The following is a 24728-nucleotide window of genomic DNA, read 5'->3' as shown; positions in this document are numbered from 1 at the left end:
ACCTCCCTTGCAGGTCCGGGCCTCCTCAGTCCCGGATCAATCTTGATGAGCCAGCGTAGCGCCAAGCCCGCGCGAATCAATTGTCACAGCCAGATGACGTAACGTTGCTTCCATCTGCCGTTGCGTCAGCGTGTCCTCGCGGCAACTCTTTTGCCCAAGGGGCTGCTGCGAAACGGGCGCGCGGGGCGCGCATATCCGCTCTGGACAAATCTGCCATTGCATGAAAGGGGAAACTGCCAAACGAAATGATCGCAAGGACCCCCGCCATGCAGATTCGTGAGGCACTCACCTTTGACGATGTTCTCCTGGTTCCCGCCGCGTCCAATGTCCTGCCCTCGACGGCGGATGTGACGACATATGTGACGCGTTCCATCCGGATGAACATTCCACTGCTGTCCTCGGCCATGGATACGGTGACCGAAAGCCGGATGGCGATCGCGATGGCGCAGTCGGGTGGGATGGGGGTGATTCACCGCAACCTGACCACCGAGCAGCAGGCCGACGAGGTGCGCCGGGTCAAGCGCTTCGAATCCGGGATCGTCTACAAGCCGATCACGCTCAGCCCGGACCAGACGCTGGCCGATGCCAAGGCGTTGCAGGAGCGCTATAATGTCACAGGCTTCCCGGTGGTCGAAAAGGATGGCCGGGTGGTGGGCATCGTGACCAATCGCGACATGCGCTTTGCCAGCGACGACAGGACGCCGGTGCGGGTGATGATGACATCCGACCGGCTGGCCATGCTGACCGAGCCCGCCGACCGCCAGCAGGCCATCGACCTGATGAAGGAACGCCGGATCGAGAAACTGCTGGTTACCGACGGGCAGGGCAAGCTGACCGGGCTGCTGACGCTGAAGGATACGGAAAAGGCTGTGCTGAACCCGCTGGCCTGCAAGGATGATCTGGGCCGCCTGCGCGTCGCCGCCGCCTCGACCGTTGGCGAGGAAGGGTTCGAACGTTCTCAGGCCTTGATCGATGCCGGGGTGGATATGGTGGTGATCGACACCGCGCATGGCCATTCGGCGGGCGTCGCCAAGGCGGTGGAGCGGGTCAAGGCCTTTTCGAACGAGGTGCAGGTGGTGGCGGGGAATGTCGCCACCGCCGAGGCTGTCCGGGCGCTGATCGATGCGGGCGCGGATGCAGTCAAGGTCGGCATCGGACCGGGCTCGATCTGCACCACGCGGATCGTCGCGGGCGTGGGTGTGCCGCAACTGACCGCGATCATGGATGCGGCGGGTGCGGCGGGCGACGTGCCGGTGATCGCCGATGGCGGCATCAAGTTCTCGGGCGATTTCGCCAAGGCGATCGCGGCGGGGGCAAGCTGCGCCATGGTCGGCAGTGCCATCGCGGGCACCGACGAAAGCCCCGGAGAAGTCATTCTGTATCAAGGCCGTAGCTTCAAGAGTTACCGTGGAATGGGAAGCCTTGGCGCGATGGCGCGCGGCTCGGCCGACCGCTATTTCCAGAAGGACGCGGCGACCGACAAGCTGGTGCCCGAGGGAATCGAGGGGCAGGTGCCCTACAAGGGTCCGGCGGGCACGGTGATCCACCAGCTTGTCGGCGGCCTGCGGGCGGCGATGGGCTATACCGGCTGCGCGACCATCGAGGAGATGCGGAAGAACTGCGAATTCGTGCGGATCACCGGGGCGGGGCTTAAGGAAAGCCATGTCCATGACGTGCAGATCACGCGGGAGAGCCCGAATTACCGCCTAGGGTAATTCGCGTCCCGCGATAGCTGGGGGCGCTTCGCCCCCGTCGCCGGCAGGTCTCTCGAACCGGTGGCGCACCCGCCATCGACCCCGGAGGATATTTTCATGAAGAAGAAGGGGCCGGGGCCAGATATGTCCCTGCCCGGATGCGGTGGCCCGCCGGCCAGGCGGGTTCAGACGTCCAGCTCTTCCACGAAGCGCGCGTTCTCCTGGATATACTGGAACCGCAATTCGGGCTTCTTGCCCATCAGCCGTTCGACCAGATCGCCGGTTTCGCCGCCCGCCTCCTCGTCGATGCTGACCCGGATCAGCTTGCGTGTCTTCGGGTTCATCGTGGTGTCCTTCAGGTCCTTGGCGTCCATCTCGCCCAGGCCCTTGAAGCGCTGCACATCGATCTTGCCCTTGCCGCCCAGCCCCTTGGCCAGCATGCGCTCTTTCTCGGCATCGTCCGCGACATAGATGCGGTTGGCGCCCTGCGTCAGCCGGTAAAGCGGCGGGCAGGCAAGATAGAGATGGCCCTTGTCGATCAGCGGCCGCATCTGGGTGAAAAAGAAGGTCATCAGCAGGCTGGCGATATGGGCACCGTCCACATCGGCATCGGTCATGATGATGATCTTGTCATAGCGCAGGTCGTCGATATTGAACCTGCTTCCGATGCCCACGCCAAGCGCCTGACAGAGATCGTTGATTTCCTGGTTCGCGCCCATCTTGCTGGAGGCCGCGCCAAGCACGTTCAGGATCTTGCCGCGCAGGGGTAGCAGCGCCTGATTGGTGCGGTCGCGCGCCATCTTGGCGCTGCCGCCCGCCGAGTCGCCCTCGACGATGAACAGCTCGGTTCCATCACGCGCCGCGTTCGAGCAATCGACCAGCTTGCCGGGAAGCCGCAGCTTCTTGGTGGCGGATTTGCGGGCGGTTTCCTTTTCCTGACGGCGGCGCAGCCGCTCCTCGGCCCGCAGGACCAGAAAATCGAGGATCGCGCCCGCCGATTTCGTATCCGCCGCCAGCCAGTTGTCGAAATGGTCGCGCACCGCGTTCTCGACCAGCCTTTGCGCCTCGGTCGTGGCCAGCCGATCCTTGGTCTGGCCGACGAATTCAGGCTCGCGGATAAAGCAGGACACCAGCGCACAGCCGCCGGTCAACAGGTCCTCGCGGGTGATCTGCGCGGCCTTCTTGTTGTTCACCAGCTCGCCATAGGCGCGGATGCCCTTGAGGATGGCGGCCCAGAACCCGGCTTCATGCGTGCCGCCCTCGGGCGTGGGCACGGTGTTGCAATAGGACTGGATGAAACCGTCGCGCGACGGCGTCCAGCTGATCGCCCAATCGACCTTGCCCGGCGCGTTGAAGCGCTTGAAATCGACGGTCCCGGCAAAGGGGCGCTCGGAATAGGTGCTGGCGCCGCCGAGCGTCTCTCCCAGGTAATCGGCCAACCCGCCGGGGAAGTGGAAGACCGCTTCCATCGGCGTGTCGTCCTCCTCGATCTCGGATTTCCAGCGGATCTCGACGCCCGAGAACAGGTAGGCCTTGGATTTCACCATCTTCAGCAGCCGGGCGGGCTTGAAACGGTGATGGCCGAAGATCTCGGCATCGGGATGGAAGGTGGTGGTCGTGCCGCGGCGGTTCGGGGCGGCGCCCAGTTTCTCGACCGGGCCGAGGGGAACCCCGCGCGAGAAGCTTTGCTGGAACAATTCGCGGTTGCGCGCGACCTGCACCACCATGCTGTCGGAAAGCGCGTTCACCACCGAGGCGCCGACGCCGTGAAGGCCGCCCGAAGTCTCGTAGGAATCGCCCGAGAACTTGCCGCCTGCATGCAGGGTGCAGAGGATCACCTCCAGCGCCGACTTGCCGGGAAACTTGGGATGCGGGTCGATCGGGATGCCGCGGCCGTTGTCGCGGACGACGACGCTGTGATCGGCGAGCAGTTCGACCTCGATCCGGGTGGCATGGCCGGCCACCGCCTCGTCCATGGAGTTGTCGAGGATCTCGGCGACCATGTGATGCAGCGCACGCTCATCCGTGCCGCCGATATACATGCCGGGACGCTTGCGGACAGGCTCGAGCCCCTCCAGAACCTCGATGGACGAGGCGGAATAGCTGTCGACGCTGATGTCGGCGGCGGAGAGAAGATCATCTGCCATCTGGACTGCTCGTTTCTTTTACGTGTTTGGCGGACTATCTCATGCGAGGGGTCATCGGCGCAAGTGCTTGTGGGGCAGGGGAGCCGTTGCGCTACTGCTTGCGGCAGGTCAGGCGGTGCCGCGCAGCCATTCGGCCAGGTCGCCATCATCGATCAGCCCTTGTGCGAGGGCAATGATCTTCTGGCCGATTTCCTCTGCCGACCAAGTGATCTGTACGCCGTTGAGATCAAGAAAGGCGTCCATGGATTGATGCGCGGTCCGCTTGTTCGCGTCGTTGAAGCAATGACCCTGCGCAATGGCCATCGCATACATCGCCGCGATATCGAACAGATCGTCAATCATCCCGTAGGCGATGCGGTTATCGACCCGGGCAAGGGCCGAATCCAGGGATTTGTTCATGGCCATCCCCGGCAATTCACCGGGATTGAGAACCTCGTCATGGATCGCTTCGACCAGTTCGGCGGTCAGAAGGAGCAATTCCATTACTTGTCTTTCAGATAATCCAGCACGGGTTGATTGACTGCCCGCCGACGCCGCAGCGATTCCATCACCTCTTCGCGGGTCGCGTAGCGGTGCTGTCCCTTGCCGGTCGCCTCTTCGGGCACGAGATATCCGACAAGCTGCGAATTCTTCAGGATCGCCACCGGCTTGCCGCCCGAGCGTTCCAGCACCTTATGCGGTTCGCGCAGTTCGGTCATGGTGCAGATGTGGTTGGTCAGCAGGCGGGTCATGGCGGCATCCTTTCAGATGCCATTATATCGCATATCCGAGTGCATATTTCAATGGCTATGCCGGTTCGGCCAGCCGCGCCTCCCACATCTTCTGAAAGGCCGGGCGGGTCTGGCAATCGGTCAGCCATGCCTGGATCGCCTCGAACCGTTCCATCAGCGCATCATGGCACTGGGCATAGCGCAGCACCTCTGCCATGTTGATATCGGCGACGGTGAAGCGTCCGCCGACCATGTGGCTATGCGTCGCCAGATGGTTCTCGACCACGCGCAGCGGGCGGGTCAGCCGTTCGGCGGCATTCCCGACGGCGGCCTGATCGCTGGCCGACAGTGCCTTGCCCGAGCCATGCAGATACAGGAGCGTCAGCGCGTCGGGCTCGATGGCGGTGGCGGCATAGAAGCTCCACTGCATCATCAGGGCGTCCTCCTGCGGATCGGCGGGGCCGAAGGGCTGGCCGTGTTTGCGCGCCAGATACAGGGTGCATGCCATCGATTCGCTCAGGATCAGCCCGTCATCCTCGATCACCGGGATGGCGCTGGCGGGCGACAGGGCAAGGAATTGCGGCGAGCGGGTATTCAGCGGCGCATCCGGCGCGTCGGGATCTGACAGGCGATAGGCCTGGATCACCGGCACCTGTTCGAATTCGATGCCAATCTCGTGGCACAGCCAGACAATGCGCGAGGCGCGCGAGCGGGTGACACCGTGGATGGTCAGCATGAAACTCTCCTCTTTACATATCGGCGGCGTGGTGCTGCGCGGGCGATGTGACGCGGGACCGGGGCGGGCTGTCAAGCCGATTCATATTGCATCGCCCGCGCAGCCGTGAATTGCATCGGCCAGCCAGGCGAATTAACAGGAGGCGCAGTTCCGCGCGAGGTTCGCATATGTCACCCCATTGCCTGATTGCCGCTTTGTGCCTGGCGCTGCCGCCCGCAGCGGCATTGGCGCATCCGCATGTCTATATCGATGCCGGGATAAAGCTGATCCATGATGACAGTGGCACCCTGACGGCATTCGAGGTCGAGTGGAGCTATGACGAGCTGTATTCGCTCCTGATCATAGAGGATATGGGGCTGGATCAGGATGGCGACGGTGTCCTGACCGAGGAGGAGAACGCCCTGATCCAGGGATTCGACGCCGATTGGGAACCGGGTTTCGATGGCCGGCTGTATCCGCGCGCGGACGGCAAGCCGGTCGCTCTTGAAGACGTGCGGGACTTCACGGCGGAATATCGTGACGGGCGGCTGATCTCGCGCCATCTGCATCCGCTGGCCGAGCCGCTTCCCATGGAGGCGCCGTTGAAACTGCAGGTCTACGATCCGGAATTCTACGTGGATTTCTCGATGCCGGAGGCCCCGGTGATCGAGGGACGCGCGGATTGCGAGGTGGAATTGATTCCGGGCGACCCGTCGGCCGCGCCCGATGCCTATCGCGAGGCGATCGAGGCTGTGCTGGGCAGCGGCGCCGATCCGGCGGAGGCCGATGTCGTAACCGTCGATATCGGTTCGGCCGGGGCCGACGAGGCTGATATCCGCTGCGGCCCGGGGCCGGGTGAATGACGCGTATCTCCGCCCGTATCCTTGCCGTCACCGGGCTGCTGATCGCCGCCATCGTGCTGATCCTGTGGCAAAGCGGTGGCCTGGCCGGGCTGCAGCAATGGGCCGCGATGCAGCAGCGCGAGACGCAGGCCCTGATGGCCGGGGCGCTGCGCCGCTTGCGGGCGGGCGATCCGGGAGCGAATCTCGCGCTGATGGGAATCTGTTTCGGTTATGGATTTCTGCATGCGGTCGGGCCGGGACATGGCAAGGTGCTGATCGGCGGATACGGCTTTGGCACCAGGGTTGCGCTTGGACGGCTTGCGCTTCTGTCGGTGGCGGCATCGCTGGCGCAGGCACTGACGGCGGTGTTGCTGGTCTGGGGCGGGCTGACGCTCTTCGATCTGTCCCGCGAGGCGCTGACCGATCTGACCGAGGATCTCATGGCCGATATCAGCGCCGCGATGATCGGCTGCGTCGGGCTGTGGCTTGCATGGCGTGGGCTGCGGCTGCTGCTCCGGGCCGGACGTGCGGAACAGGCCCGGCATCACCACCACCACCACGATCATGTCCACGATGCCGATTGCGGTTGCGGCCATGCCCATGGCCCGAGCATCGAGGAAGCCGCCGCCACACGCTCGCTGCGTGACGCGGTCGCCCTGATCGCGGGTATCGCGGCGCGGCCCTGCACCGGGGCGGTATTCCTGTTGCTGCTGACATGGCGGATGGAGTTCTTTCCCGCAGGGATCGCCGGAGCCGTGGCGATGGGGCTGGGCACGGCTTCGGTCACTCTGGCGGTCGCGGTGCTGTCGGTCTGGGCGCGCGAGGGCAGTTTCGCGATGATCCCCGAAACCGGCCCTCTGGCCGCGATAGTCCGGTGGCTGCCCGGTATCCTGCAACTCGCCGCCGGGGCGGTCGTGGCTATCGTCGCCGTGACTTTGCTGGCATAATCGCGCCGGACATGTTCCCGCTCGGGCCGGAACTGTCCGGGCGGGCTGTCTTGCGATCAGCAAGCTTGCGCCTGCTCTCATGCCAAGGTGTGGGACCGGTGATACAGATGCTTGCGCTGCGGTGCAGCATCGCTAGGATGCGCCAAATCGTCGATGGGAGACCGGCATGTTTAAGAAGATCCTGATTGCTAACCGTGGCGAGATCGCCATTCGCGTCATGCGTGCGGCGAATGAACTGGGCAAGCGAACGGTTGCCGTCTATGCCGAAGAGGACAAGCTGGGCCTGCACCGGTTCAAGGCGGACGAGGCTTACCGGATCGGCGAGGGGCTGGGGCCGGTCGCGGCCTATCTGTCGATTCCCGAGATCATCCGGGTGGCCAGGGAATCGGGCGCCGACGCGATCCATCCGGGCTATGGCCTGCTGTCCGAGAATCCCGATTTCGTCGATGCCTGCCGGGAGGCCGGGATCACCTTCATCGGCCCCAGGGCCGAAACTATGCGGGCCCTTGGCGACAAGGCCAGCGCCCGGCGGGTGGCGATCGAGGCGGGCGTGCCGGTCATCCCCGCGACCGAGGTTCTGGGCGATGATTTCGATGCCATCAGGAAAGAGGCGGACGAGATCGGCTATCCGCTGATGCTCAAGGCTTCCTGGGGCGGCGGCGGGCGCGGGATGCGCCCGATCAACGGCCCGGACGAGCTGGTGGACAAGGTCCGCGAGGGAAGGCGCGAGGCCGAGGCCGCCTTTGGCAATGGCGAGGGCTACCTGGAAAAGATGATCCTGCGCGCCCGTCATGTCGAGGTGCAGTTGCTGGGCGACAGCCATGGCGGGCTGTATCACCTGTATGAGCGTGACTGCACCGTGCAGCGCCGCAACCAGAAAGTGGTCGAGCGCGCGCCCGCCCCCTATCTGACCGAGGCGCAGCGGCAGGAGGTCTGCGCGCTTGCGCTCAGGATCGGGCAGGCGGTCGGCTATCAGAACGCCGGCACGGTCGAATTCCTGATGGATATGGACAGTCAGCAGTTCTATTTCATCGAGGTGAACCCGCGCGTGCAGGTCGAACATACCGTGACCGAGGAGGTGACGGGCATCGATATCGTGCAGGCCCAGATCAGGATCGCCGAGGGCGCGACTCTGGCCGAGGCCACCGGGGCAGGGGCTCAGGGCGAGATCGAATTGTCGGGTCATGCGGTGCAATGCCGGGTGACGACCGAGGATCCGCAGAACAATTTCATCCCCGATTACGGGCGTATCACCGCCTATCGTTCGGCCACCGGCATGGGGATCCGGCTGGATGGCGGCACGGCCTATTCGGGCGGCGTGATCACCCGTTATTACGATTCGCTGCTGGTCAAGGTGACGGCATGGGCACAGACGCCCGATCAGGCGATCAAGCGGATGGACCGGGCGCTGCGCGAATTCCGGGTGCGCGGGGTCAGCACGAATATCGATTTCGTCATCAACCTGCTGAAACATCCGACCTTCCTCGATGACACATACACGACCAAGTTCATCGACACGACGCCCGAGCTGTTCACCTTCCGCAAGCGCCGCGACCGGGCGACGAAGATCCTGACCTATCTGGCCGACATCACCGTGAACGGTCATCCCGAAACTGCGGGCCGCGAGGCACCGCCTGCCCAGGCCCGCGCCTTCCTGTTGCCGGCGCCTGCCGCCGATCCCGCGCCCGGCACAAGGCAGTTGCTGGAGGAAAAGGGTCCGCAGGCCGTGGCCGACTGGATGGCCGCGCAAAAGCAGTTGCTGATCACCGACACGACCATGCGCGACGGGCATCAGTCGCTGCTGGCCACGCGGATGCGCTCGATCGACATGATCCGGGTCGCGCCCGTCTATGCCGCCAACCTGCCGCAGCTTTTCAGCGTCGAATGCTGGGGCGGTGCGACCTTCGACGTGGCCTACCGCTTCCTGCAGGAATGCCCCTGGCAGCGGCTGCGCGACATCCGCGCGCATATGCCCAACCTGATGACGCAGATGCTGTTGCGGGCCTCGAACGGGGTCGGCTATACCAATTATCCCGATAACGTGGTGCAGTTCTTCGTGAAACAGGCGGCCGAGACCGGGGTGGATGTGTTCCGCGTCTTCGACAGCCTGAACTGGGTCGAGAACATGCGCGTGGCGATGGACGCGGTGATCGAATCGGGCAAGATCTGCGAGGGCTCGGTCTGCTATACCGGCAACATGCTGGACCCGGACCGGTCCAAATATGACCTGAAATACTACGTCAAGACCGCCAAGGACCTGAAAGCCGCCGGTGCGCATGTGCTGGGGCTGAAGGACATGGCAGGCCTGCTGAAACCCGCCGCCGCCACCGTGCTGATCAAGGCGCTCAAGGAAGAGGTCGGCTTGCCGATCCATTTCCACACCCATGACACCAGCGGCATGGGCGGCGCGACGATCCTGGCCGCAGCCGAGGCGGGCGTCGATGCGGTCGATTGCGCCATGGACGCGCTGTCGGGCAATACCTCACAGCCGACGCTCGGTTCGGTGGTCGAGGCGCTGGCCGGAACGGAACGCGACACCGGCCTTGATATCGGCCATATCCGCGCCATCTCGAATTACTGGGAGCGGGTGCGCGACAATTACGCGGCCTTCGAATCCGGCCTGCAGGCACCGGCCTCCGAGATATACCTGCACGAGATGCCGGGTGGCCAGTTCACCAATCTCAAGGCGCAGGCGCGCTCGATGGGGCTGGAGGATCGCTGGCACGAGGTGGCGCAGGCCTATGCCGACGTGAACCGGATGTTCGGCGATATCGTCAAGGTCACCCCGTCTTCCAAGGTGGTCGGCGACATGGCGCTGATGATGGTGGCGCAGAACCTGACGCCCGAGCAGGTGATGGACCCGGCGGTGGATGTCAGCTTCCCCGACTCGGTCATCGACATGATGCGCGGCAGTCTTGGCCAGCCTCCCGGCGGCTGGCCCGAGGCGATCCAGAAGAAGATCCTCAAGGGCGAGGCTCCGTTCACCGATCGTCCCGGGGCGCATCTGCCCCCGGTCGATCTGGAGGCCGAGCGGGCCAAACTGTCCAGGGAACTGGAGGGCAAATCCGTCGATGACGAGGATCTGAACGGCTATCTGATGTATCCCAAGGTGTTCCTTGACTACATGGGCCGCCATCGCATCTATGGCCCGGTGCGTACCTTGCCGACGCGGAATTTCTTTTATGGCATGGAGCCGGGAGAGGAGATCACCGCCGAGATCGACCCCGGCAAGACGCTGGAAATCCGCTTTCAGACCATGAGCGAGACGGATGAGCAGGGCGAGGTCAAGGTATTCTTCGAACTCAATGGCCAGCCGCGCAGCGTCCGGGTGCCGAACCGCAAGGTGAAGTCCGAAACCGTGGCCCGGCCCAAGGCGGATGCCTCGAATGCCGGCCATGTCGGCGCGCCGATGCCGGGCGTGGTGGCCTCGGTCGCGGTGCATCAGGGGCAGGGGGTCAAGCAGGGAGATCTGCTGCTGACTATCGAGGCGATGAAGATGGAAACCGCCATCCATGCAGATCATGACGGCACGGTGAAGGCGGTTCACGTCTCGCCCGGCGCGCAGATCGACGCCAAGGACCTGATGGTAGAGATCGAGTGATGCCGGAACGCAACGGATATTCGGTAGAGCGCGGCCCCGCCCGGAGTGTTGCAATCAGTCAGGCTTACCGATTTTTTGGCAGCTGTCCTGCAGGTCGGAGGCTGCCTTTGTACCTTTCTTAGTGACGATAATAAGATCAAGTCTGCCTTTTTCCCCCCTGCTTCCCCGGTCGATGAATGCGACGAACGGCAGTTTTCCAGTTTCGTGCGCGTTGATTGGCTGGAAGTTCGCGAGACCACAGACGGTCATTTTTTGGGGATCGTTGCGATATGTGCCTTTTATGTCGGATAGCGAAACCGCAATCAGCACACCAAAACGCGATCTGAAATGATCTTCAATGATTGCTCTATCTGTCTCAGTCACTTGAGTAACGTTTAGCTGTCCGGTCTTCGCCGGAGGCTTCGTGTTAGCCTGATCTGCGCAAGCACCAAGCAGAAAAGGTACAGTAATGAGCGATAATAGTCTGCGCATGACACCCCGAATGATTCTGTTTCGTAGTGTTTCAGTGTTCGCGGCGAATGTTTAAAAACAGCTAACAGGCCTGAGGAAGAGCGAGAAATGCCATGCATTTTCCTCCACCATCCTGCCCCTCCGCCCGTTGACCCCGTTGACCGTCGGGTCTAAACCCGGCCCAAGCCAACCCGTCGCGGGGCAGCCAGCAGGATCCTCGCGACCGACAAGGGGATTTTGCCCGTGGAACATCTTCTGCAGGAATATCTGCCGATCCTCGTCTTTGCGGCGATGGCCTCTGGCCTTGCGCTGGTCCTGATTCTCGCCGCCGTGGTCATCGCGGTCCGCAACCCCGACCCCGAAAAGGTCAGCGCCTATGAATGCGGCTTCAATGCCTTCGACGACGCGCGGATGAAATTCGATGTCCGGTTCTACCTGGTCTCGATCCTGTTCATCATCTTCGACCTCGAAGTGGCCTTCCTGTTCCCCTGGGCGGTGGGCTTCGCGGGGCTGTCGGATGCGGCCTTCTGGTCGATGATGGTATTCCTTGCCGTGCTGACCATCGGCTTTGCCTATGAATGGAAGAAGGGGGCGCTGGAATGGGCGTGATGACCGGTGCCAATACCGCCGGGGCCGACCGCGAATTCGCGACGAAGGCTCTGAATTCCGAGTTGCAGGACAAGGGTTTCCTGCTGACCACGACCGAGGATATCATCAACTGGGCGCGCAACGGCTCGCTGCACTGGATGACCTTCGGCCTGGCCTGCTGTGCGGTCGAGATGATGCAGGTCTCGATGCCGCGCTACGATGTCGAGCGTTTCGGCACCGCGCCACGCGCCTCCCCGCGCCAGTCAGACCTGATGATCGTCGCCGGCACCCTGACCAACAAGATGGCGCCCGCGCTGCGCAAGGTCTATGACCAGATGCCAGAGCCGCGCTATGTCATTTCCATGGGCTCCTGCGCGAATGGCGGCGGCTATTACCATTACAGCTACTCGGTGGTGCGTGGCTGCGACCGCATCGTTCCGGTGGATATCTATGTCCCCGGCTGCCCCCCGACCGCCGAGGCGCTGCTTTACGGCATCCTGCAACTTCAGCGCCGTATCCGGCGCACCGGCACGCTGGTGAGGTAACGATGGCAATCTATCCCGATCTCGACGCGCTGGAGCAACTGGGCGAGCATATCAAGCTGCGCCGCAAGGGCGAGGTGCTGGACGCCACGGTCGAGCATGACGAACTGAACGTGACCAGCACGGTCAGCGGGCTGCTCGATCTGGTCGAATTCCTGCGCAGCGATTCCAGCTGCCGTTTCTCGACGCTGGTGGATATCACCGCGGTCGATTACCCGGCCCGCCCGCAGCGTTTCGACGTGGTCTGGCATTTCCTGTCGATGTACCAGAACCAGCGCATCCGCGTGAAGGTTGCCATCCGCGAGGATGAGATCGTACCGTCCCTGATCGGAATCCATCCCTCGGCCAACTGGTTCGAGCGCGAGATCTTCGACATGTTCGGGATCATGTTCTCGGGCCATCCCGACCTGCGCCGCCTGCTGACCGATTATGGTTTTCGCGGTCATCCGCTGCGCAAGGACTTCCCGACCACCGGCTATGTCGAGGTTCGCTACGACGAATCCGAAAAGCGCGTGGTTTACGAGCCCGTCAATCTGACTCAGGAATACCGCCAGTTCGATTTCCTCTCCCCGTGGGAAGGGGCGAAATACGTATTGCCCGGCGATGAGAAGGAATCGGCGAAATGACGGGTCTGAATGCTCAGTGCCTTTGCGGCGCGGTTCGCTTTTCTGCCGTTCCCCGGGCGGGTGCATCGGTATGTCATTGTTCGATGTGCCGGAAATGGACGGGCGGAATAAATATCGCGGTCGATCTGGCCGAGGCCCCTGTTTTTCAGGATGAGGCCAAGCTTGGCGTCTACCGATCATCGGAATGGGCCGAGCGGCTCTTTTGCACTGAATGCGGCAGTTCACTGCTGTACAGAACCGTGGATGACGCGCATTATGTCGCGTCGGCCGGGTGCTTCGACGATCCGTCGCAATTTCCGCTGGAAAGCGAAATCTTCATCGACGAAAAGCCCTCCAGCTACGATCTGGCGGGTGAGCGTCCGCGCATGACGGGGGCCGAGTTCATGGCAATGGTTGCCCCGGAACAGGAGGCTGACTGATGGATGGCGATATCCGCAACAACAGCTATGACGACGGTAGCGCAGACCTGCTGACCGGTGAACAGCGCATCCGCAACTTTAACATCAACTTCGGCCCGCAACACCCTGCTGCACATGGTGTTTTGCGTATGGTTCTGGAACTGGACGGCGAAGTTGTCGAACGCTGCGACCCGCATATCGGCCTGCTGCATCGCGGCACCGAAAAGCTGATGGAAAGCCGCACTTATCTGCAGAACCTGCCCTATTTCGACCGTCTCGATTACGTGGCGCCGATGAACCAGGAGCATGCCTGGTGCCTGGCCATCGAGAAACTTACCGGCACGGTGATCCCGCGCCGCGCCAGCCTGATCCGGGTCCTGTATTCCGAGATCGGCCGGATCCTGAACCACCTGCTGAACGTCACGACGCAGGCCATGGATGTCGGCGCGCTGACCCCGCCGCTCTGGGGTTTCGAGGAGCGCGAGAAGCTGATGGTGTTCTATGAACGCGCCTGCGGTGCGCGGCTGCACTCGGCCTATTTCCGCCCCGGTGGCGTGCATCAGGACCTGCCGCCCGAACTGATCGATGATATCGAGGCCTGGTGCGATCCCTTCCTGAAGGTGGTGGACGATCTTGACGGTCTGCTGACCGAAAACCGGATCTTCAAGCAGCGCAATGTCGATATCGGCGTGGTGAAAGAGCAGGATTGCCTCGATTGGGGCTATTCCGGGGTGATGGTCCGGGGTTCCGGCATGGCCTGGGATTTGCGGCGCAGCCAGCCCTATGAATGCTATGACGAGTTCGATTTCCGGATCCCGGTCGGCAAGAATGGCGATTGCTACGACCGCTACCTGATCCGCATGGAAGAGATGCGGCAATCCGTCAGCATCATGAGACAAGCCATCGCCAAGCTGCGGGCCGAGCCCGAGGGTGACGTCATGGCGCGCGGCAAGCTGGCCCCGCCCAAGCGCGGCGAGATGAAGCGCGACATGGAAAGCCTGATCCATCACTTCAAGCTTTATACCGAGGGTTTCCGCGTTCCCGAGGGCGAGGTCTATGCCGCGGTCGAGGCGCCCAAGGGTGAATTCGGCGTCTATCTCGTCAGTGACGGGACCAACAAGCCTTACCGTGCCAAGCTGCGCGCCCCCGGCTTCCTGCATCTGCAATCCATAGACTGGATGGCAAAGGGGCATTTGCTGGCCGATGTGTCCGCGATCATCGGCACGATGGATATCGTGTTCGGCGAGGTGGACCGGTAATGAGTGTGGAGGCTGCCTGATGGCAACGCTGGTCAACTGGTTGGGGTGGCTGCTGGCGCTGGCCATGATCTGCGTCACGCTGCTGCTTGCGTTCAACAGGCAAAGCGGTCTCAGGCTGATCCAGCACCGGGTCGAGATGTTGCCGCGAGCTATGCTGGTCCGCTATGCAGGGCTGACCGCGCTCGCCCTGATCGCCTCATGGATCGGGGCGCCAAGGGTTCTGTTCGGCCTGCTGGTGGCGATTGCCGTCATCGGTCTGGGCGACACCTATATTTACCGCCGGGCGGGACATCCGTTCTGGCTTCATCTTGCGATCGGGGGGGCTGCCGCAATCGGCGCCTTCCTGTCGCTTTTCACGATGAGCTGAGGGTTTCATGCTTCGCCGACTTCATCCCGACCAACCGGACAGCTTCGAGTTCACGCCCGCCAACCTGGAATGGGCGAAGGCGCAGATCACCAAATACCCGGAAGGCCGCCAGCAATCGGCGATCATCCCGGTGCTGTGGCGCGCGCAGGAGCAGGAGGGCTGGCTGAGCCGCCCGGCCATCGAATATTGCGCCGATCTTCTGGGAATGCCGCATATCCGGGCGCTGGAAGTGGCGACATTCTACTTCATGTTCCAGTTACAACCTGTTGGCAGTGTTGCAAATATTCAGATTTGCGGCACGACGAGCTGCATGATCTGCGGGGCCGAGGACCTGATCGAGATATGCAAGCGCAGGATCGCCCCCTCGCCGCATACCCTGTCGGCTGACGGCAAGTTCAGCTGGGAAGAGGTCGAATGCCTGGGGGCTTGCGCCAACGCACCCATGGCGCAGATCGGCAAGGATTATTACGAGGATCTGACACCAGCGAAACTCGAGGCGTTGATTGACGCTTTCTCCGAGGGCAAGGTGCCTCTGCCGGGGCCGCAGAATGGCCGTTTCGCTTCCGAACCGGCCAGTGGCCTGACCAGCCTGGAAGATCACGGCGGCGGGGGCGGTGATCTGAACGCCAGTGCCGCACTTGCCCGCCAGTTCGGAGAGACGGTCAAGCGGATCGATGGCACCGAGGCTCCGATTCTGACGAGATGGCTGAAATCCGACCGGCGCACGGAAGCGGCACCTGCAGGCGGGGCTACGGGGAGTGAAGCGTCTGCGGATGAGGCAGAGGATACCGGCCGCCGGCCCGAGGGACTCGATGCCCCGAGGGATGGCGGCGCCGATAATCTCAAGATGATCAAAGGTGTCGGACCGAAACTTGAGAAGCTTCTGAACAAGCTCGGTTTCTGGCATTTCGACCAGATTGCCTCCTGGGGTCCGGAGGAATTGGCATGGGTCGATGCCAATCTGGAAGGATTCAAGGGCCGCGCCTCCCGCGATGATTGGGCGGGCCAGGCAAAAATTCTTGCCGAAGGCGGCGAGACCGAATTTTCCGCCCGCGCCGAGCGGGATGACCGTTATGATGAGGAGTAGGACAAGGCGCCGCTAAGACAGGAGAGGACTCATGCCGACCGCGAACTGCACCAGAAACTGTTGGATTGCCGGAGCCATACTGGGCTTTCTGGTCTGGATCATCACGGCTGGCATCGGCCCGCTGCGGTGGTACGAGGGCCTGTTTCTGGGGCTGGTTGCCGCGGGGCTGACGGGGCGTTTCCTGATCTGGCTGCTTTGCGACGGCACCCCTGCCGAAACGGCCGAGAAATGGCGGCCTTCGCCCTTGTCGCCGGGCGGGACGGCATCGCAACCGCAACGGACCGCATCGGCAACGGGTCTTGTGGCGGGCAGTGAGCCTGCGCGATCGTCTGAAGCGGTTGGGCCTGCGGGCGATGCGCAGTTGCAGGGCGGTGGTGCAGCGCGCAGCATGTCCGGGCGGAACGACATATATGCGGGCGCGCAGGCCCGAAGCGGCGCGGCTGGTGATGAAGAGGCCGCAACGGAACCCGCCGCAAAATCGGCGGGGATAGCGGAACCGGCAGCGGCTGAAATCGTAACCGGATCTGATGATTTGAAGAAAATCAGGGGAGTCGGGCCGAAACTTGAGGAATTGCTGCATGAGAACGGGGTAACCCGCTATGCGCAGATCGCCGAATGGGGCGAGGCCGAGATGGACCATTTCGCCGAACTGATCGGCCGGATGGGCAGCCGTATCCGCAGCGATGACTGGGTCGGGCAAGCCCGCACCCTTGCTCGGGGCGGCGGCACGGAATTTTCGAAGCGCGTCGAAAAGGGTGAGCTTTATTGATGGACCATCAACGCGACCATGATACGGGGCAGATGCGGCTGGCGGCCGTGGTGATTGCCGTGGCGATGGTTGCGTGGCTGGCCATGCAGTGGCTTGGCGGCCACTATAGCTGGGCGGCGAAATGGGCCTATCTGATCGACCTTGCCGCCATTGGCGCTTTTGTCTGGTCGCTGCTTGTGACCTGGCGTATCTGGCGGCGCAGGAATGATGCGTAACGCCCGGATGATGAGGAACGAGGCCTAGATGCTGAAAGACCAGGATCGCATATTCACCAACCTCTACGGCATGGGCGACCGCAGCCTGAATGGCGCGAAAAAGCGCGGCCATTGGGACGGCACCGCCGCCATCATCGCCCGGGGGCGCGACAAGATCGTCGAGGAAGTCAAGGCCTCGGGCCTGCGCGGGCGCGGCGGGGCGGGTTTCCCGACAGGCCTGAAATGGTCCTTCATGCCCAAGGAAAGCGACGGGCGCCCGGCCTATCTGGTCATCAATGCCGACGAATCCGAGCCTGCGACCTGCAAGGACCGCGAGATCATGCGCCATGATCCGCATACGCTGATCGAAGGCGCGCTGATCGCCAGTTTCGCCATGGGCGCGCATGCCTGCTATATTTATCTGCGCGGCGAATATATCCGCGAGCGCGAGGCGCTGCAGGCCGCCATAGACGAATGCTACGACGCCGGATTGCTGGGGGCGAATGCCGCCGGGTCGGGTTGGGATTTCGATCTTTACCTGCATCACGGCGCCGGCGCCTATATCTGCGGCGAGGAAACCGCGCTGCTGGAAAGCCTCGAGGGTAAGAAGGGCATGCCGCGCATGAAGCCGCCCTTCCCGGCGGGGGCGGGGCTTTACGGCTGCCCGACCACGGTAAACAATGTCGAATCCATCGCCGTGGTGCCGACCATCCTGCGGCGTGGTCCGGAATGGTTCGCGGGCTTTGGCCGCCCCAACAATGCCGGTGTCAAGCTGTTCGGCCTGACCGGTCATGTGAACAATACCTGCGTGGTCGAGGAATCCATGTCGATCAGCATGAAGGAGCTGATCGAGAAACATGGCGGCGGCGTGCGCGGCGGCTGGAAGAACCTCAAGGCGGTCATCCCGGGCGGCGCCTCCTGTCCGATCCTGACCGCAGAGCAATGCGAGGCCGCGATCATGGATTATGATGGCATGCGCGATCTGAAATCCAGCTTCGGCACCGCCTGCATGATCGTGATGGACCAGTCCACCGATGTCATCAAGGCGGTCTGGCGGCTGTCGAAATTCTTCAAGCATGAAAGCTGCGGGCAATGCACGCCCTGCCGCGAGGGCACTGGCTGGATGATGCGGGTGATGGACCGTCTGGTCCGCGGCGATGCGGAGGTCGAGGAAATCGACATGTTGCTCGACGTGACCAAGCAGGTCGAGGGCCACACGATCTGCGCTCTTGGAGACGCGGCGGCATGGCCGATCCAGGGCCTGATCCGCAATTTCCGCGAGGAGATCGAGGACCGGATCAAGGCGAAACGCACCGGGCGCATGGGCGCCATGGCGGCGGAATAGAGGATGGCGATGGTCGGAATGCACTACATCACCGATCGTGCCGGGATACTGGCCGGCTTGCTGTCGGTGACCGCCTTGGCGGGCTGCTTCGGGTTTGGAGGGGCTGACGCCCCGCCGCCCTTGGCCAGTGCCGAAGTGAATGGCGTGCAATATCGCGTCGATGCGGTCGAACCCGGTCAGTCCCCGGGCGTGGCGCAGTCGCCGCTTGACCTTGCTGCAAGCGGTTCGGGCTGGATCGTCAGCCGCGCGGATGGCAAGCCGATGACCGCCGCCGACGAACAGGGGGCCTATCGGGCGTTTTCGGCTCATTGCAAGGGGCTGATCGGTCCGGGTGGTCTGTCGCATTATCAGGGCAGGACGGTTTACCGTTTCGGGGAGTGCAAGGAGTGATGTGGGGCGCGAACAAGGCCGGACGCTGCACAGGGCGCCAGCCCCGTTCGGCAAGGGTTGGCGATGCCTTGCCGACGCCGTTGCAGAGCAATGCTCTCACGCCCCGCTCACCTCACCGTGTCGGAACGAAACCGCTTTCGCATGCTATGTCCTGCGGACATGACAGAACGGAGGCACGAGCCATGAAAACCATTCGCAACTGCATGGCGGCAGCCCTTGCCGCGACGACCCTGATCCTGACCGCGTTTCCCGCCGCCGCGCTGGAGCCGCTGAGCCAGGAAAAATACATCAACGACCGGCTGATCGCGGCGCGGATCGCCGACCGGATCCGGCGCGAATGCGATTCGATCGATGCGCGCATGGTCTACGCCTGGTCTCAGGCGCGTGCACTCAAGAAATATGCCCGCGACAAGGGCTATTCCGAGGCGCAGATCAAGGCGTTCCTAGACAGCGAGCCCGATAAGGAGCGCATTTATGCCGTGGCGGAGGATTACATGACACGCAATGGCGTGACAAAGGGTGACACAGAGAGTTATTGCCGCCTCGGGCGGGACGAAATCGCAAGGAAGACGGTCACCGGATCGCTTCTGAGTGCCAAGTAAGGATTGCAATGATGGCCGATACGCGGACAATCAAGATCGACGGCATTGAAATCGATGTCGATCCCAATCTGACCCTGATCCAGGCCTGCGAACAGGCCGGGGTCGAGATTCCGCGTTTCTGCTATCACGAGCGGCTGTCCATCGCCGGCAACTGCCGGATGTGTCTGGTCGAGGTGGTCGGCGGTCCGCCCAAGCCCGCCGCCTCCTGTGCCATGCAGGTCAAGGATCTGCGCCCGGGACCGGAAGGCGCCCCGCCCGAGATCCGCACCAATTCACCCATGGTCAAGAAGGCCCGGGAAGGGGTGATGGAGTTCCTGCTGATCAACCATCCTCTGGACTGCCCGATCTGCGATCAGGGCGGCGAATGCGACCTGCAGGATCAAGCAATGGCCTATGGCGTCGATTTCAGCCGCTACCGCGAACCCAAGCGGGCCTCCGAGGAACTGAACCTTGGCCCGCTGGTCGAGACCCACATGACCCGCTGCATTTCCTGCACCCGCTGCGTGCGCTTTACCACCGAGGTGGCCGGAATCACCCAGATGGGCCAGACCGGCCGCGGCGAGGACAGCGAGATCACCAGCTATCTGAACGAGACGCTGGCCTCGAACCTGCAGGGCAATATCATCGATCTCTGTCCGGTGGGGGCGCTGGTCAGCAAGCCCTATGCCTTCACCGCCCGCCCGTGGGAGCTGACCAAGACCGAGAGTATCGACGTGATGGACGCGCTTTGCAGCAATATCCGCGTCGATACCAAGGGGCGCGAGGTGATGCGGATCATGCCGCGCAACCATGACGGCGTGAACGAGGAATGGATCAGCGACAAGTCCCGCTTTGTCTGGGACGGGCTGCGCCGCCAGCGGCTGGACCGGCCCTATATCCGCGAGAACGGCAAGCTGCGACCGGCAAGCTGGCCCGAGGCACTGACCGCCGCCGCCCGTGCCATGCGGGGCGGGAAGGTCGCGGGGTTGGTCGGCGACCTGGCCCCGGTAGAGGCGGCGTTCAGCCTCAAGACCCTGGTCGAGGGGCTCGGGGGCAGCGTCGAGTGCCGCACTGACGGGGCGAAACTGCCTGCCGGAAACCGTTCCGGCTATGCCGGCACGGCGCGGATCGAGGATATCGACAATGCTGCAATGATCCAGTTGATCGGCACCAATCCGCGCGAAGAGGCGCCGGTGCTGAACGCCCGGATTCGCAAGGCATGGGCCAAGGGGGCGCAGATCGGGCTGGTGGGCGAAGCGGTCGACCTGACCTATGATTATGCCCATGTCGGCACGGATCGCGCCGCGCTCGAAAAGCTCAGCTCACGGGAAATCAGCGACGAGACGCGCGACAGGCCGAGCGTGGTGATCGTCGGGCAGGGGGCCATTCGCGAGGCCGATGGCGAGGCGGTTCTGGCCCATGCCATGAAACTGGCCGAGAATTCGAATTCGAAACTGCTGATCCTGCATACCGCCGCTAGCCGTGTCGGCGCGATGGATGTGGGTGCGGTGACCGAAGGCGGGCTGCCCGCAGCCATCGACGGCGCCGAGGTGATCTTCAACCTGGGTGCTGACGAGGTCGATATCGCCGCAGGGCCGCTGGTGATCTACCAGGGCAGCCATGGCGATCGGGGCGCGCATCGCGCCGACATTATCCTGCCTGCGGCCTGCTATACCGAGGAAAACGGGCTGTTCGTAAATACCGAGGGCCGTCCCCAGCTTGCCATGCGCGCCAATTTCGCGCCCGGCGAAGCCAAGGAGAACTGGGCGATCCTGCGGGCGCTTTCGGCGGAGCTGGGCCAGACCCTGCCATGGGACAGCCTGGCGGGGCTGCGCCGCGCGCTGGTCGCGGCTGTGCCGCATCTGGCCCGGATCGACGAGGTGCCGGAGAACGAATGGCAGCCGCTGGCAGCGGCGGCTCTGGGCCGTGCCGGTTTCGTCAATCCGATCGCGGATTTCTATCTCACCAACCCGATCGCGCGCAGTTCACCCCTGATGGGTGAGTTGTCGCGGATGGCCGCCGCGCGCCGTGCGCCGGCGATAGCTGCGGAGTAAGCATCATGTGGCCAGCCCTGCGCCAGCCTGCCAGCCTGAGTGCCGCCCTTCTGGGGCTGGCACTGCTGGCCGGCTGCGGTGGGGGCGATCAGCGCCCGCCCACCAAGCCCGAGCAACTGACAGCGCGGCTCGCAGCCCCCGGACAGGGCGGCGCAGCGCTGACACGGGCGCGGATCTCGACCAAATCGGGCGAGATCCTGATTCTGGAGCCGGATGGAAAGGTCACCTCGATGGACCTCGACAGTCCCGAGGGGCAGGACGCATTCGCCATCACCGAGGAAGAGCTGATGGCGCTCAACGCCAATCTCGACCTGGAGATACCCGGCGCGGCCGCCCCTGCAAGAAGCGCTGGCCGGCCGCCGGAAATGACCGCGCAGCAAAAGGCGCTGAAGGCCTTTGCCGCCAGGACCCAACCCGCCTTGCCGACATGGCGGGAAGGCACAGAGATCGATCCCGAGATGTTCATCGGCACGAAGATCACGGTGCTGAACAAGGGTAAGGGCGATGATCTGGTCAGCGTGGTCGCGAATCTGCGCAAGGGGGTGGACGCCGATATCGCCTTTTCGTATGCCACCTGCGCGCTGGCAGGATGGGCCAAGACCGAGGGAACGAATTACGGGCGTCATATCCGCACGTTACAGGATACGCGCGACGGCAGATTGCTGATCGACGCCGCCTTCACGATCTCGGACGAGAAGCCACTGGGGCTGCGGGTGATGGAAACAGAAGATGCCTTGCGCGAATGCAAGGCGCGCGGCATTCCCGCGGCATGAGAAAGAGGAACAGGCGATATGGCTGATTTTTGGGCATCCTCCTGGGGCATCGCGCTAAGCTTGCTGCTACAGGGACTTGCGCTGATCGCCTTTGTGATGGGCTCGCTCATCTATATGGTCTATGGCGACCGCAAGATCTGGGCCGCCGTGCAGATGCGGCGCGGCCCCAACGTGGTCGGGCCATGGGGGCTGCTGCAGACCTTTGCCGACGCGCTGAAATATGTCGTCAAGGAAATCGTCGTCCCGGCGGGCGCCGACAAGTTCGTCTTCTTCCTCGCGCCTTTCCTGTCGATGGTGCTGGCGCTGCTGGCCTTTGTCGCGATTCCCTTCGCGCCGGGTTGGGTAATGGCCGACATCAATGTCGGCATCCTGTTCATCTTCGCCGTCTCCTCGCTCGAGGTGTATGGCGTGATCATGGGCGGTTGGGCCTCGAACTCGAAATACCCGTTCCTCGGCTCGCTGCGCTCCGCCGCGCAGATGATTTCCTACGAGGTCAGCCTTGGCCTGATCATCATCGGCATCATCATCTCTTCCGGCTCGATGAACCTGACGGCGATCGTCGAGGCGCAAAGCGGCGCGGGGCTGCTGTCCTGGTATTGGCTGCCTCATCTGCCGATGCTGGTGCTGTTCTTCGTTTCGGCGCTGGCCGAGACCAACCGCCCGCCCTTCGATCTGCCCGAGGCGGAATCGGAACTGGTCGCGGGCTTCATGGTCGAATATTCCTCGACGCCTTACCTTTTGTTCATGGCCGGCGAGTATATCGCCATGTGGCTGATGTGCGCGCTGATCTCGCTGCTGTTCTTCGGCGGCTGGCTGTCGCCGATCCCCGGCATTCCGGACGGGGCGCTGTGGATGTTCCTGAAGATGGTCTTCTGGTTCTTCATGTTCGCCATGGTGAAGGCCATCGTGCCGCGCTACCGCTATGACCAGCTGATGCGGATCGGCTGGAAAGTGTTCCTGCCGCTGTCGCTGGCCTGGGTGGTGATCGTGGCGTTCCTAGCAAAATACGAAGTGCTCGGCGGGCTCTGGACCCGTTGGGCGGGAGTATAAGACATGGCTTTCGATATCGCCCGCGCGACCAAGTATTTCCTGATGATGGATTTCATCAAGGGCTTCGGCCTCGGGATGAAGTATTTCTTCGCCCCCAAGGCGACGCTGAACTATCCGCATGAAAAGGGGCCGCTTTCGCCCCGATTCCGCGGCGAGCATGCGCTGCGCCGCTATCCCAACGGGGAAGAGCGCTGCATCGCCTGCAAGCTTTGCGAGGCGATCTGCCCGGCCCAGGCCATCACCATCGATGCCGAACCGCGCGAGGACGGCAGCCGCCGCACCACACGCTATGACATCGACATGACGAAGTGCATCTATTGCGGCTTCTGCCAGGAGGCCTGCCCGGTCGATGCCATTGTCGAGGGGCCGAATTTCGAATTCGCCACCGAAAGCCGCGAAGAGCTGTTCTACGACAAGCAGAAGCTTCTGGATAACGGCGCCCGTTGGGAGGCCGAGATCGCCCGCAACCTCGCAATCGACGCGCCCTACAGATGACCGACACGTTCAACAAGATGTTCCAGCAGATGCTGCAATCCGGGCAGGAGATGGCACGCGCCTTCAACCCGGCGCTGGAGCATGTGGACAGCAAGGCCTTCGAGAAGCTGATCCCGACCATGCCCTCGGACATGCTGGAAATGTGGTTCGGCAAGACCTTCAACCGCGACGGTCTGGACGCGCGCACCCGGCTGCTGGTGACTATCGCGGCGCTGACGGTGCAGGGCGCCCATGCCGAGCCGCAGCTTCGCCTGACCATCCGCCATGCCATCGAGGCCGGCGCGACCCCGCGGGAGATTGCCGAGGTGATCTATCAGATGGGGATGTTCGGCGGCATCCCGGCGATGCAGAAGGCGCTGGAAATCGCGCAGGGCGTATTCACCGAATCTGACAAGGACGAGACCGAATGATCACTTTCGCATTCTACCTGTTCGCGATCTCTGTCTGCGTGGCCGGCCTGATGGTCGTGCTGTCCAGGAACCCGGTTCATTCGGTCCTGTGGCTGATCCTCGCCTTCCTGTCGGCGGCAGGGCTTTTCGTGCTGCAGGGGGCCGAATTCGTGGCCATGCTGCTGATCATCGTCTATGTCGGCGCGGTCGCGGTGCTGTTCCTTTTCGTCGTGATGATGCTGGACGTGGATTTCGCCGAGTTAAAGGGCGAATTCGCCCGCTACCTTCCGCTTGGCGGGCTGATTGCGGTGGTGCTGCTGGCGCAGCTGGCCATCGCCCTGGGCGCCTGGCAAAGCGCCGAGCAGGCCGAGGCGCTGCGCGCCGCGCCGATCACCGCCGATGCGATGAATTCGCATGCCATCGGCCTGGTACTGTATGACCGCTACCTGCTGCCGTTCCAGCTTGCCGGACTGATCCTGCTGGTGGCGATGATCGGTGCGATCACCCTGACCATGCGGCATCGCAGGGATATCAAGCGCCAGGATGTGGTCGCACAGATGCACCGCGATCCGGCCAAGACGATGGAGATGCGCGACGTCAAGCCGGGGCAGGGGCTCTGAGTGCCGGCGGCTGGATAACAATGGCCGTGGGCATCGTCGTGGCGGTGCTTGTGGCAAACGGATATTTCAACGGGTAACGGACCCGGAGGGACAAG

At 63.1% G+C, this 24728-nt stretch carries 27 protein-coding genes; 22 read left to right on the top strand and 5 right to left on the bottom strand.

What is annotated here, in order from left to right:
• Positions 1 to 266: 266 nt before the first annotated feature.
• On the top strand, positions 267 to 1715 hold the full coding sequence (guaB, locus tag C9E81_RS16310) for an IMP dehydrogenase (protein WP_122113487.1): 1449 nt from the start codon (positions 267 to 269) through the stop codon (positions 1713 to 1715).
• Between the two features lie 164 nt (positions 1716 to 1879).
• Here the strand turns inward: guaB and parE are convergent, their stop codons facing one another.
• From parE to C9E81_RS16290, 4 genes are all read right to left on the bottom strand, one after another.
• Positions 1880 to 3841, bottom strand: a complete 1962-nt coding sequence (gene parE, locus C9E81_RS16305) for a DNA topoisomerase IV subunit B (RefSeq protein ID WP_122113410.1) — start codon at positions 3839 to 3841, stop codon at positions 1880 to 1882.
• A 108-nt stretch (positions 3842 to 3949) separates the two neighbouring features.
• Positions 3950 to 4324, bottom strand: coding sequence for a type II toxin-antitoxin system death-on-curing family toxin (locus C9E81_RS16300; protein WP_122113409.1), 375 nt, complete (start codon positions 4322 to 4324; stop codon positions 3950 to 3952).
• On the bottom strand, positions 4324 to 4572 hold the full coding sequence (locus C9E81_RS16295; RefSeq protein ID WP_122113408.1) for a type II toxin-antitoxin system Phd/YefM family antitoxin: 249 nt from the start codon (positions 4570 to 4572) through the stop codon (positions 4324 to 4326). Before C9E81_RS16295 ends, C9E81_RS16300 begins: the two co-directional genes overlap by 1 nt.
• Before the next feature lie 55 nt (positions 4573 to 4627).
• Positions 4628 to 5287: a glutathione S-transferase family protein gene (locus C9E81_RS16290; protein WP_122113407.1), complete on the bottom strand. Its 660-nt coding sequence runs from the start codon at positions 5285 to 5287 to the stop codon at positions 4628 to 4630.
• Positions 5288 to 5454: 167 nt separating this feature from the next.
• Here C9E81_RS16290 and C9E81_RS16285 point away from each other — a divergent pair, with 167 nt between their 5' ends.
• The 3 genes from C9E81_RS16285 (at position 5455) to C9E81_RS16275 (ending at position 10656) form a co-directional block, all read left to right on the top strand.
• Positions 5455 to 6129 (top strand): DUF1007 family protein, encoded by a 675-nt coding sequence (locus C9E81_RS16285; RefSeq protein WP_122113406.1) that lies wholly within the window; start codon positions 5455 to 5457, stop codon positions 6127 to 6129.
• Positions 6126 to 7055: a nickel/cobalt transporter gene (locus C9E81_RS16280; protein WP_122113405.1), complete on the top strand. Its 930-nt coding sequence runs from the start codon at positions 6126 to 6128 to the stop codon at positions 7053 to 7055. The genes C9E81_RS16285 and C9E81_RS16280 overlap by 4 nt, the downstream gene beginning before the upstream one ends.
• A gap of 166 nt (positions 7056 to 7221) precedes the next feature.
• Entirely contained in the window at positions 7222 to 10656 is a 3435-nt protein-coding gene (locus tag C9E81_RS16275) for a pyruvate carboxylase (protein ID WP_122113404.1), read from the top strand.
• 54 nt (positions 10657 to 10710) lie between these two features.
• On the opposite strand, the gene C9E81_RS22730 is transcribed toward C9E81_RS16275, so the two are convergent.
• On the bottom strand, positions 10711 to 11019 hold the full coding sequence (locus C9E81_RS22730) for a hypothetical protein (RefSeq protein ID WP_147457618.1): 309 nt from the start codon (positions 11017 to 11019) through the stop codon (positions 10711 to 10713).
• 330 nt (positions 11020 to 11349) lie between these two features.
• On the opposite strand from C9E81_RS22730, the gene C9E81_RS16265 reads away from it, so the two are divergent.
• From C9E81_RS16265 to C9E81_RS16180, 18 genes are all read left to right on the top strand, one after another.
• Positions 11350 to 11715: an NADH-quinone oxidoreductase subunit A gene (locus C9E81_RS16265; RefSeq protein WP_106690306.1), complete on the top strand. Its 366-nt coding sequence runs from the start codon at positions 11350 to 11352 to the stop codon at positions 11713 to 11715.
• Positions 11715 to 12239, top strand: coding sequence for a NuoB/complex I 20 kDa subunit family protein (locus C9E81_RS16260; protein ID WP_208021206.1), 525 nt, complete (start codon positions 11715 to 11717; stop codon positions 12237 to 12239). The genes C9E81_RS16265 and C9E81_RS16260 overlap by 1 nt, the downstream gene beginning before the upstream one ends.
• A 2-nt stretch (positions 12240 to 12241) precedes the next feature.
• Entirely contained in the window at positions 12242 to 12862 is a 621-nt protein-coding gene (locus tag C9E81_RS16255; protein ID WP_122113402.1) for an NADH-quinone oxidoreductase subunit C, read from the top strand.
• Positions 12859 to 13281 carry a GFA family protein gene (locus C9E81_RS16250; RefSeq protein WP_122113401.1) on the top strand — a complete coding sequence of 141 codons (423 nt, stop codon included), beginning with the start codon at positions 12859 to 12861 and terminating at the stop codon, positions 13279 to 13281. The genes C9E81_RS16255 and C9E81_RS16250 overlap by 4 nt, the downstream gene beginning before the upstream one ends.
• Entirely contained in the window at positions 13281 to 14519 is a 1239-nt protein-coding gene (locus C9E81_RS16245; protein ID WP_122113400.1) for an NADH-quinone oxidoreductase subunit D, read from the top strand. Before C9E81_RS16250 ends, C9E81_RS16245 begins: the two co-directional genes overlap by 1 nt.
• Before the next feature lie 19 nt (positions 14520 to 14538).
• A complete protein-coding gene (locus tag C9E81_RS16240; protein WP_122113399.1) occupies positions 14539 to 14886 on the top strand; it encodes a hypothetical protein in 348 nt (115 codons plus the stop codon).
• Positions 14887 to 14893: 7 nt separating this feature from the next.
• A complete protein-coding gene (nuoE, locus tag C9E81_RS16235) occupies positions 14894 to 15973 on the top strand; it encodes an NADH-quinone oxidoreductase subunit NuoE (protein ID WP_122113398.1) in 1080 nt (359 codons plus the stop codon).
• Positions 15974 to 16004: 31 nt separating this feature from the next.
• The gene (locus C9E81_RS16230) at positions 16005 to 16742 is read left to right on the top strand and encodes a hypothetical protein (RefSeq protein WP_122113397.1); all 738 of its coding nucleotides are present in this window, start codon (positions 16005 to 16007) and stop codon (positions 16740 to 16742) included.
• Entirely contained in the window at positions 16742 to 16957 is a 216-nt protein-coding gene (locus C9E81_RS16225; RefSeq protein WP_122113396.1) for a DUF5337 family protein, read from the top strand. The genes C9E81_RS16230 and C9E81_RS16225 overlap by 1 nt, the downstream gene beginning before the upstream one ends.
• Before the next feature lie 28 nt (positions 16958 to 16985).
• Positions 16986 to 18281, top strand: coding sequence for an NADH-quinone oxidoreductase subunit NuoF (gene nuoF, locus C9E81_RS16220; protein WP_122113395.1), 1296 nt, complete (start codon positions 16986 to 16988; stop codon positions 18279 to 18281).
• Between the two features lie 3 nt (positions 18282 to 18284).
• On the top strand, positions 18285 to 18671 hold the full coding sequence (locus tag C9E81_RS16215) for a hypothetical protein (protein ID WP_122113394.1): 387 nt from the start codon (positions 18285 to 18287) through the stop codon (positions 18669 to 18671).
• A gap of 182 nt (positions 18672 to 18853) precedes the next feature.
• Entirely contained in the window at positions 18854 to 19273 is a 420-nt protein-coding gene (locus C9E81_RS16210; protein WP_243698690.1) for a DUF5333 domain-containing protein, read from the top strand.
• A gap of 11 nt (positions 19274 to 19284) precedes the next feature.
• Positions 19285 to 21306: an NADH-quinone oxidoreductase subunit NuoG gene (gene nuoG / locus C9E81_RS16205; RefSeq protein WP_122113393.1), complete on the top strand. Its 2022-nt coding sequence runs from the start codon at positions 19285 to 19287 to the stop codon at positions 21304 to 21306.
• Between the two features lie 5 nt (positions 21307 to 21311).
• The gene (locus C9E81_RS16200) at positions 21312 to 22079 is read left to right on the top strand and encodes a hypothetical protein (protein ID WP_243698689.1); all 768 of its coding nucleotides are present in this window, start codon (positions 21312 to 21314) and stop codon (positions 22077 to 22079) included.
• An 18-nt stretch (positions 22080 to 22097) separates the two neighbouring features.
• The gene (nuoH, locus tag C9E81_RS16195; RefSeq protein WP_122113392.1) at positions 22098 to 23129 is read left to right on the top strand and encodes an NADH-quinone oxidoreductase subunit NuoH; all 1032 of its coding nucleotides are present in this window, start codon (positions 22098 to 22100) and stop codon (positions 23127 to 23129) included.
• Positions 23130 to 23132: 3 nt separating this feature from the next.
• Complete coding sequence (gene nuoI / locus C9E81_RS16190) at positions 23133 to 23624, top strand: NADH-quinone oxidoreductase subunit NuoI (protein WP_122113391.1); 492 nt, start codon at positions 23133 to 23135, stop codon at positions 23622 to 23624.
• The gene (locus C9E81_RS16185) at positions 23621 to 24034 is read left to right on the top strand and encodes a carboxymuconolactone decarboxylase family protein (RefSeq protein WP_122113390.1); all 414 of its coding nucleotides are present in this window, start codon (positions 23621 to 23623) and stop codon (positions 24032 to 24034) included. Before nuoI ends, C9E81_RS16185 begins: the two co-directional genes overlap by 4 nt.
• The gene (locus C9E81_RS16180) at positions 24031 to 24633 is read left to right on the top strand and encodes an NADH-quinone oxidoreductase subunit J (RefSeq protein WP_122113389.1); all 603 of its coding nucleotides are present in this window, start codon (positions 24031 to 24033) and stop codon (positions 24631 to 24633) included. Before C9E81_RS16185 ends, C9E81_RS16180 begins: the two co-directional genes overlap by 4 nt.
• Positions 24634 to 24728: the final 95 nt, after the last annotated feature.

The sequence above is a fragment of the Paracoccus alkanivorans genome, assembly GCF_003697785.1.
In the GTDB taxonomy this organism is placed as follows: Bacteria; Pseudomonadota; Alphaproteobacteria; order Rhodobacterales; family Rhodobacteraceae; genus Paracoccus; species Paracoccus alkanivorans.
The sequence above is the reverse complement of the archived record's forward strand: the minus strand, read 5'-3'. Positions and strand labels throughout refer to the sequence as shown.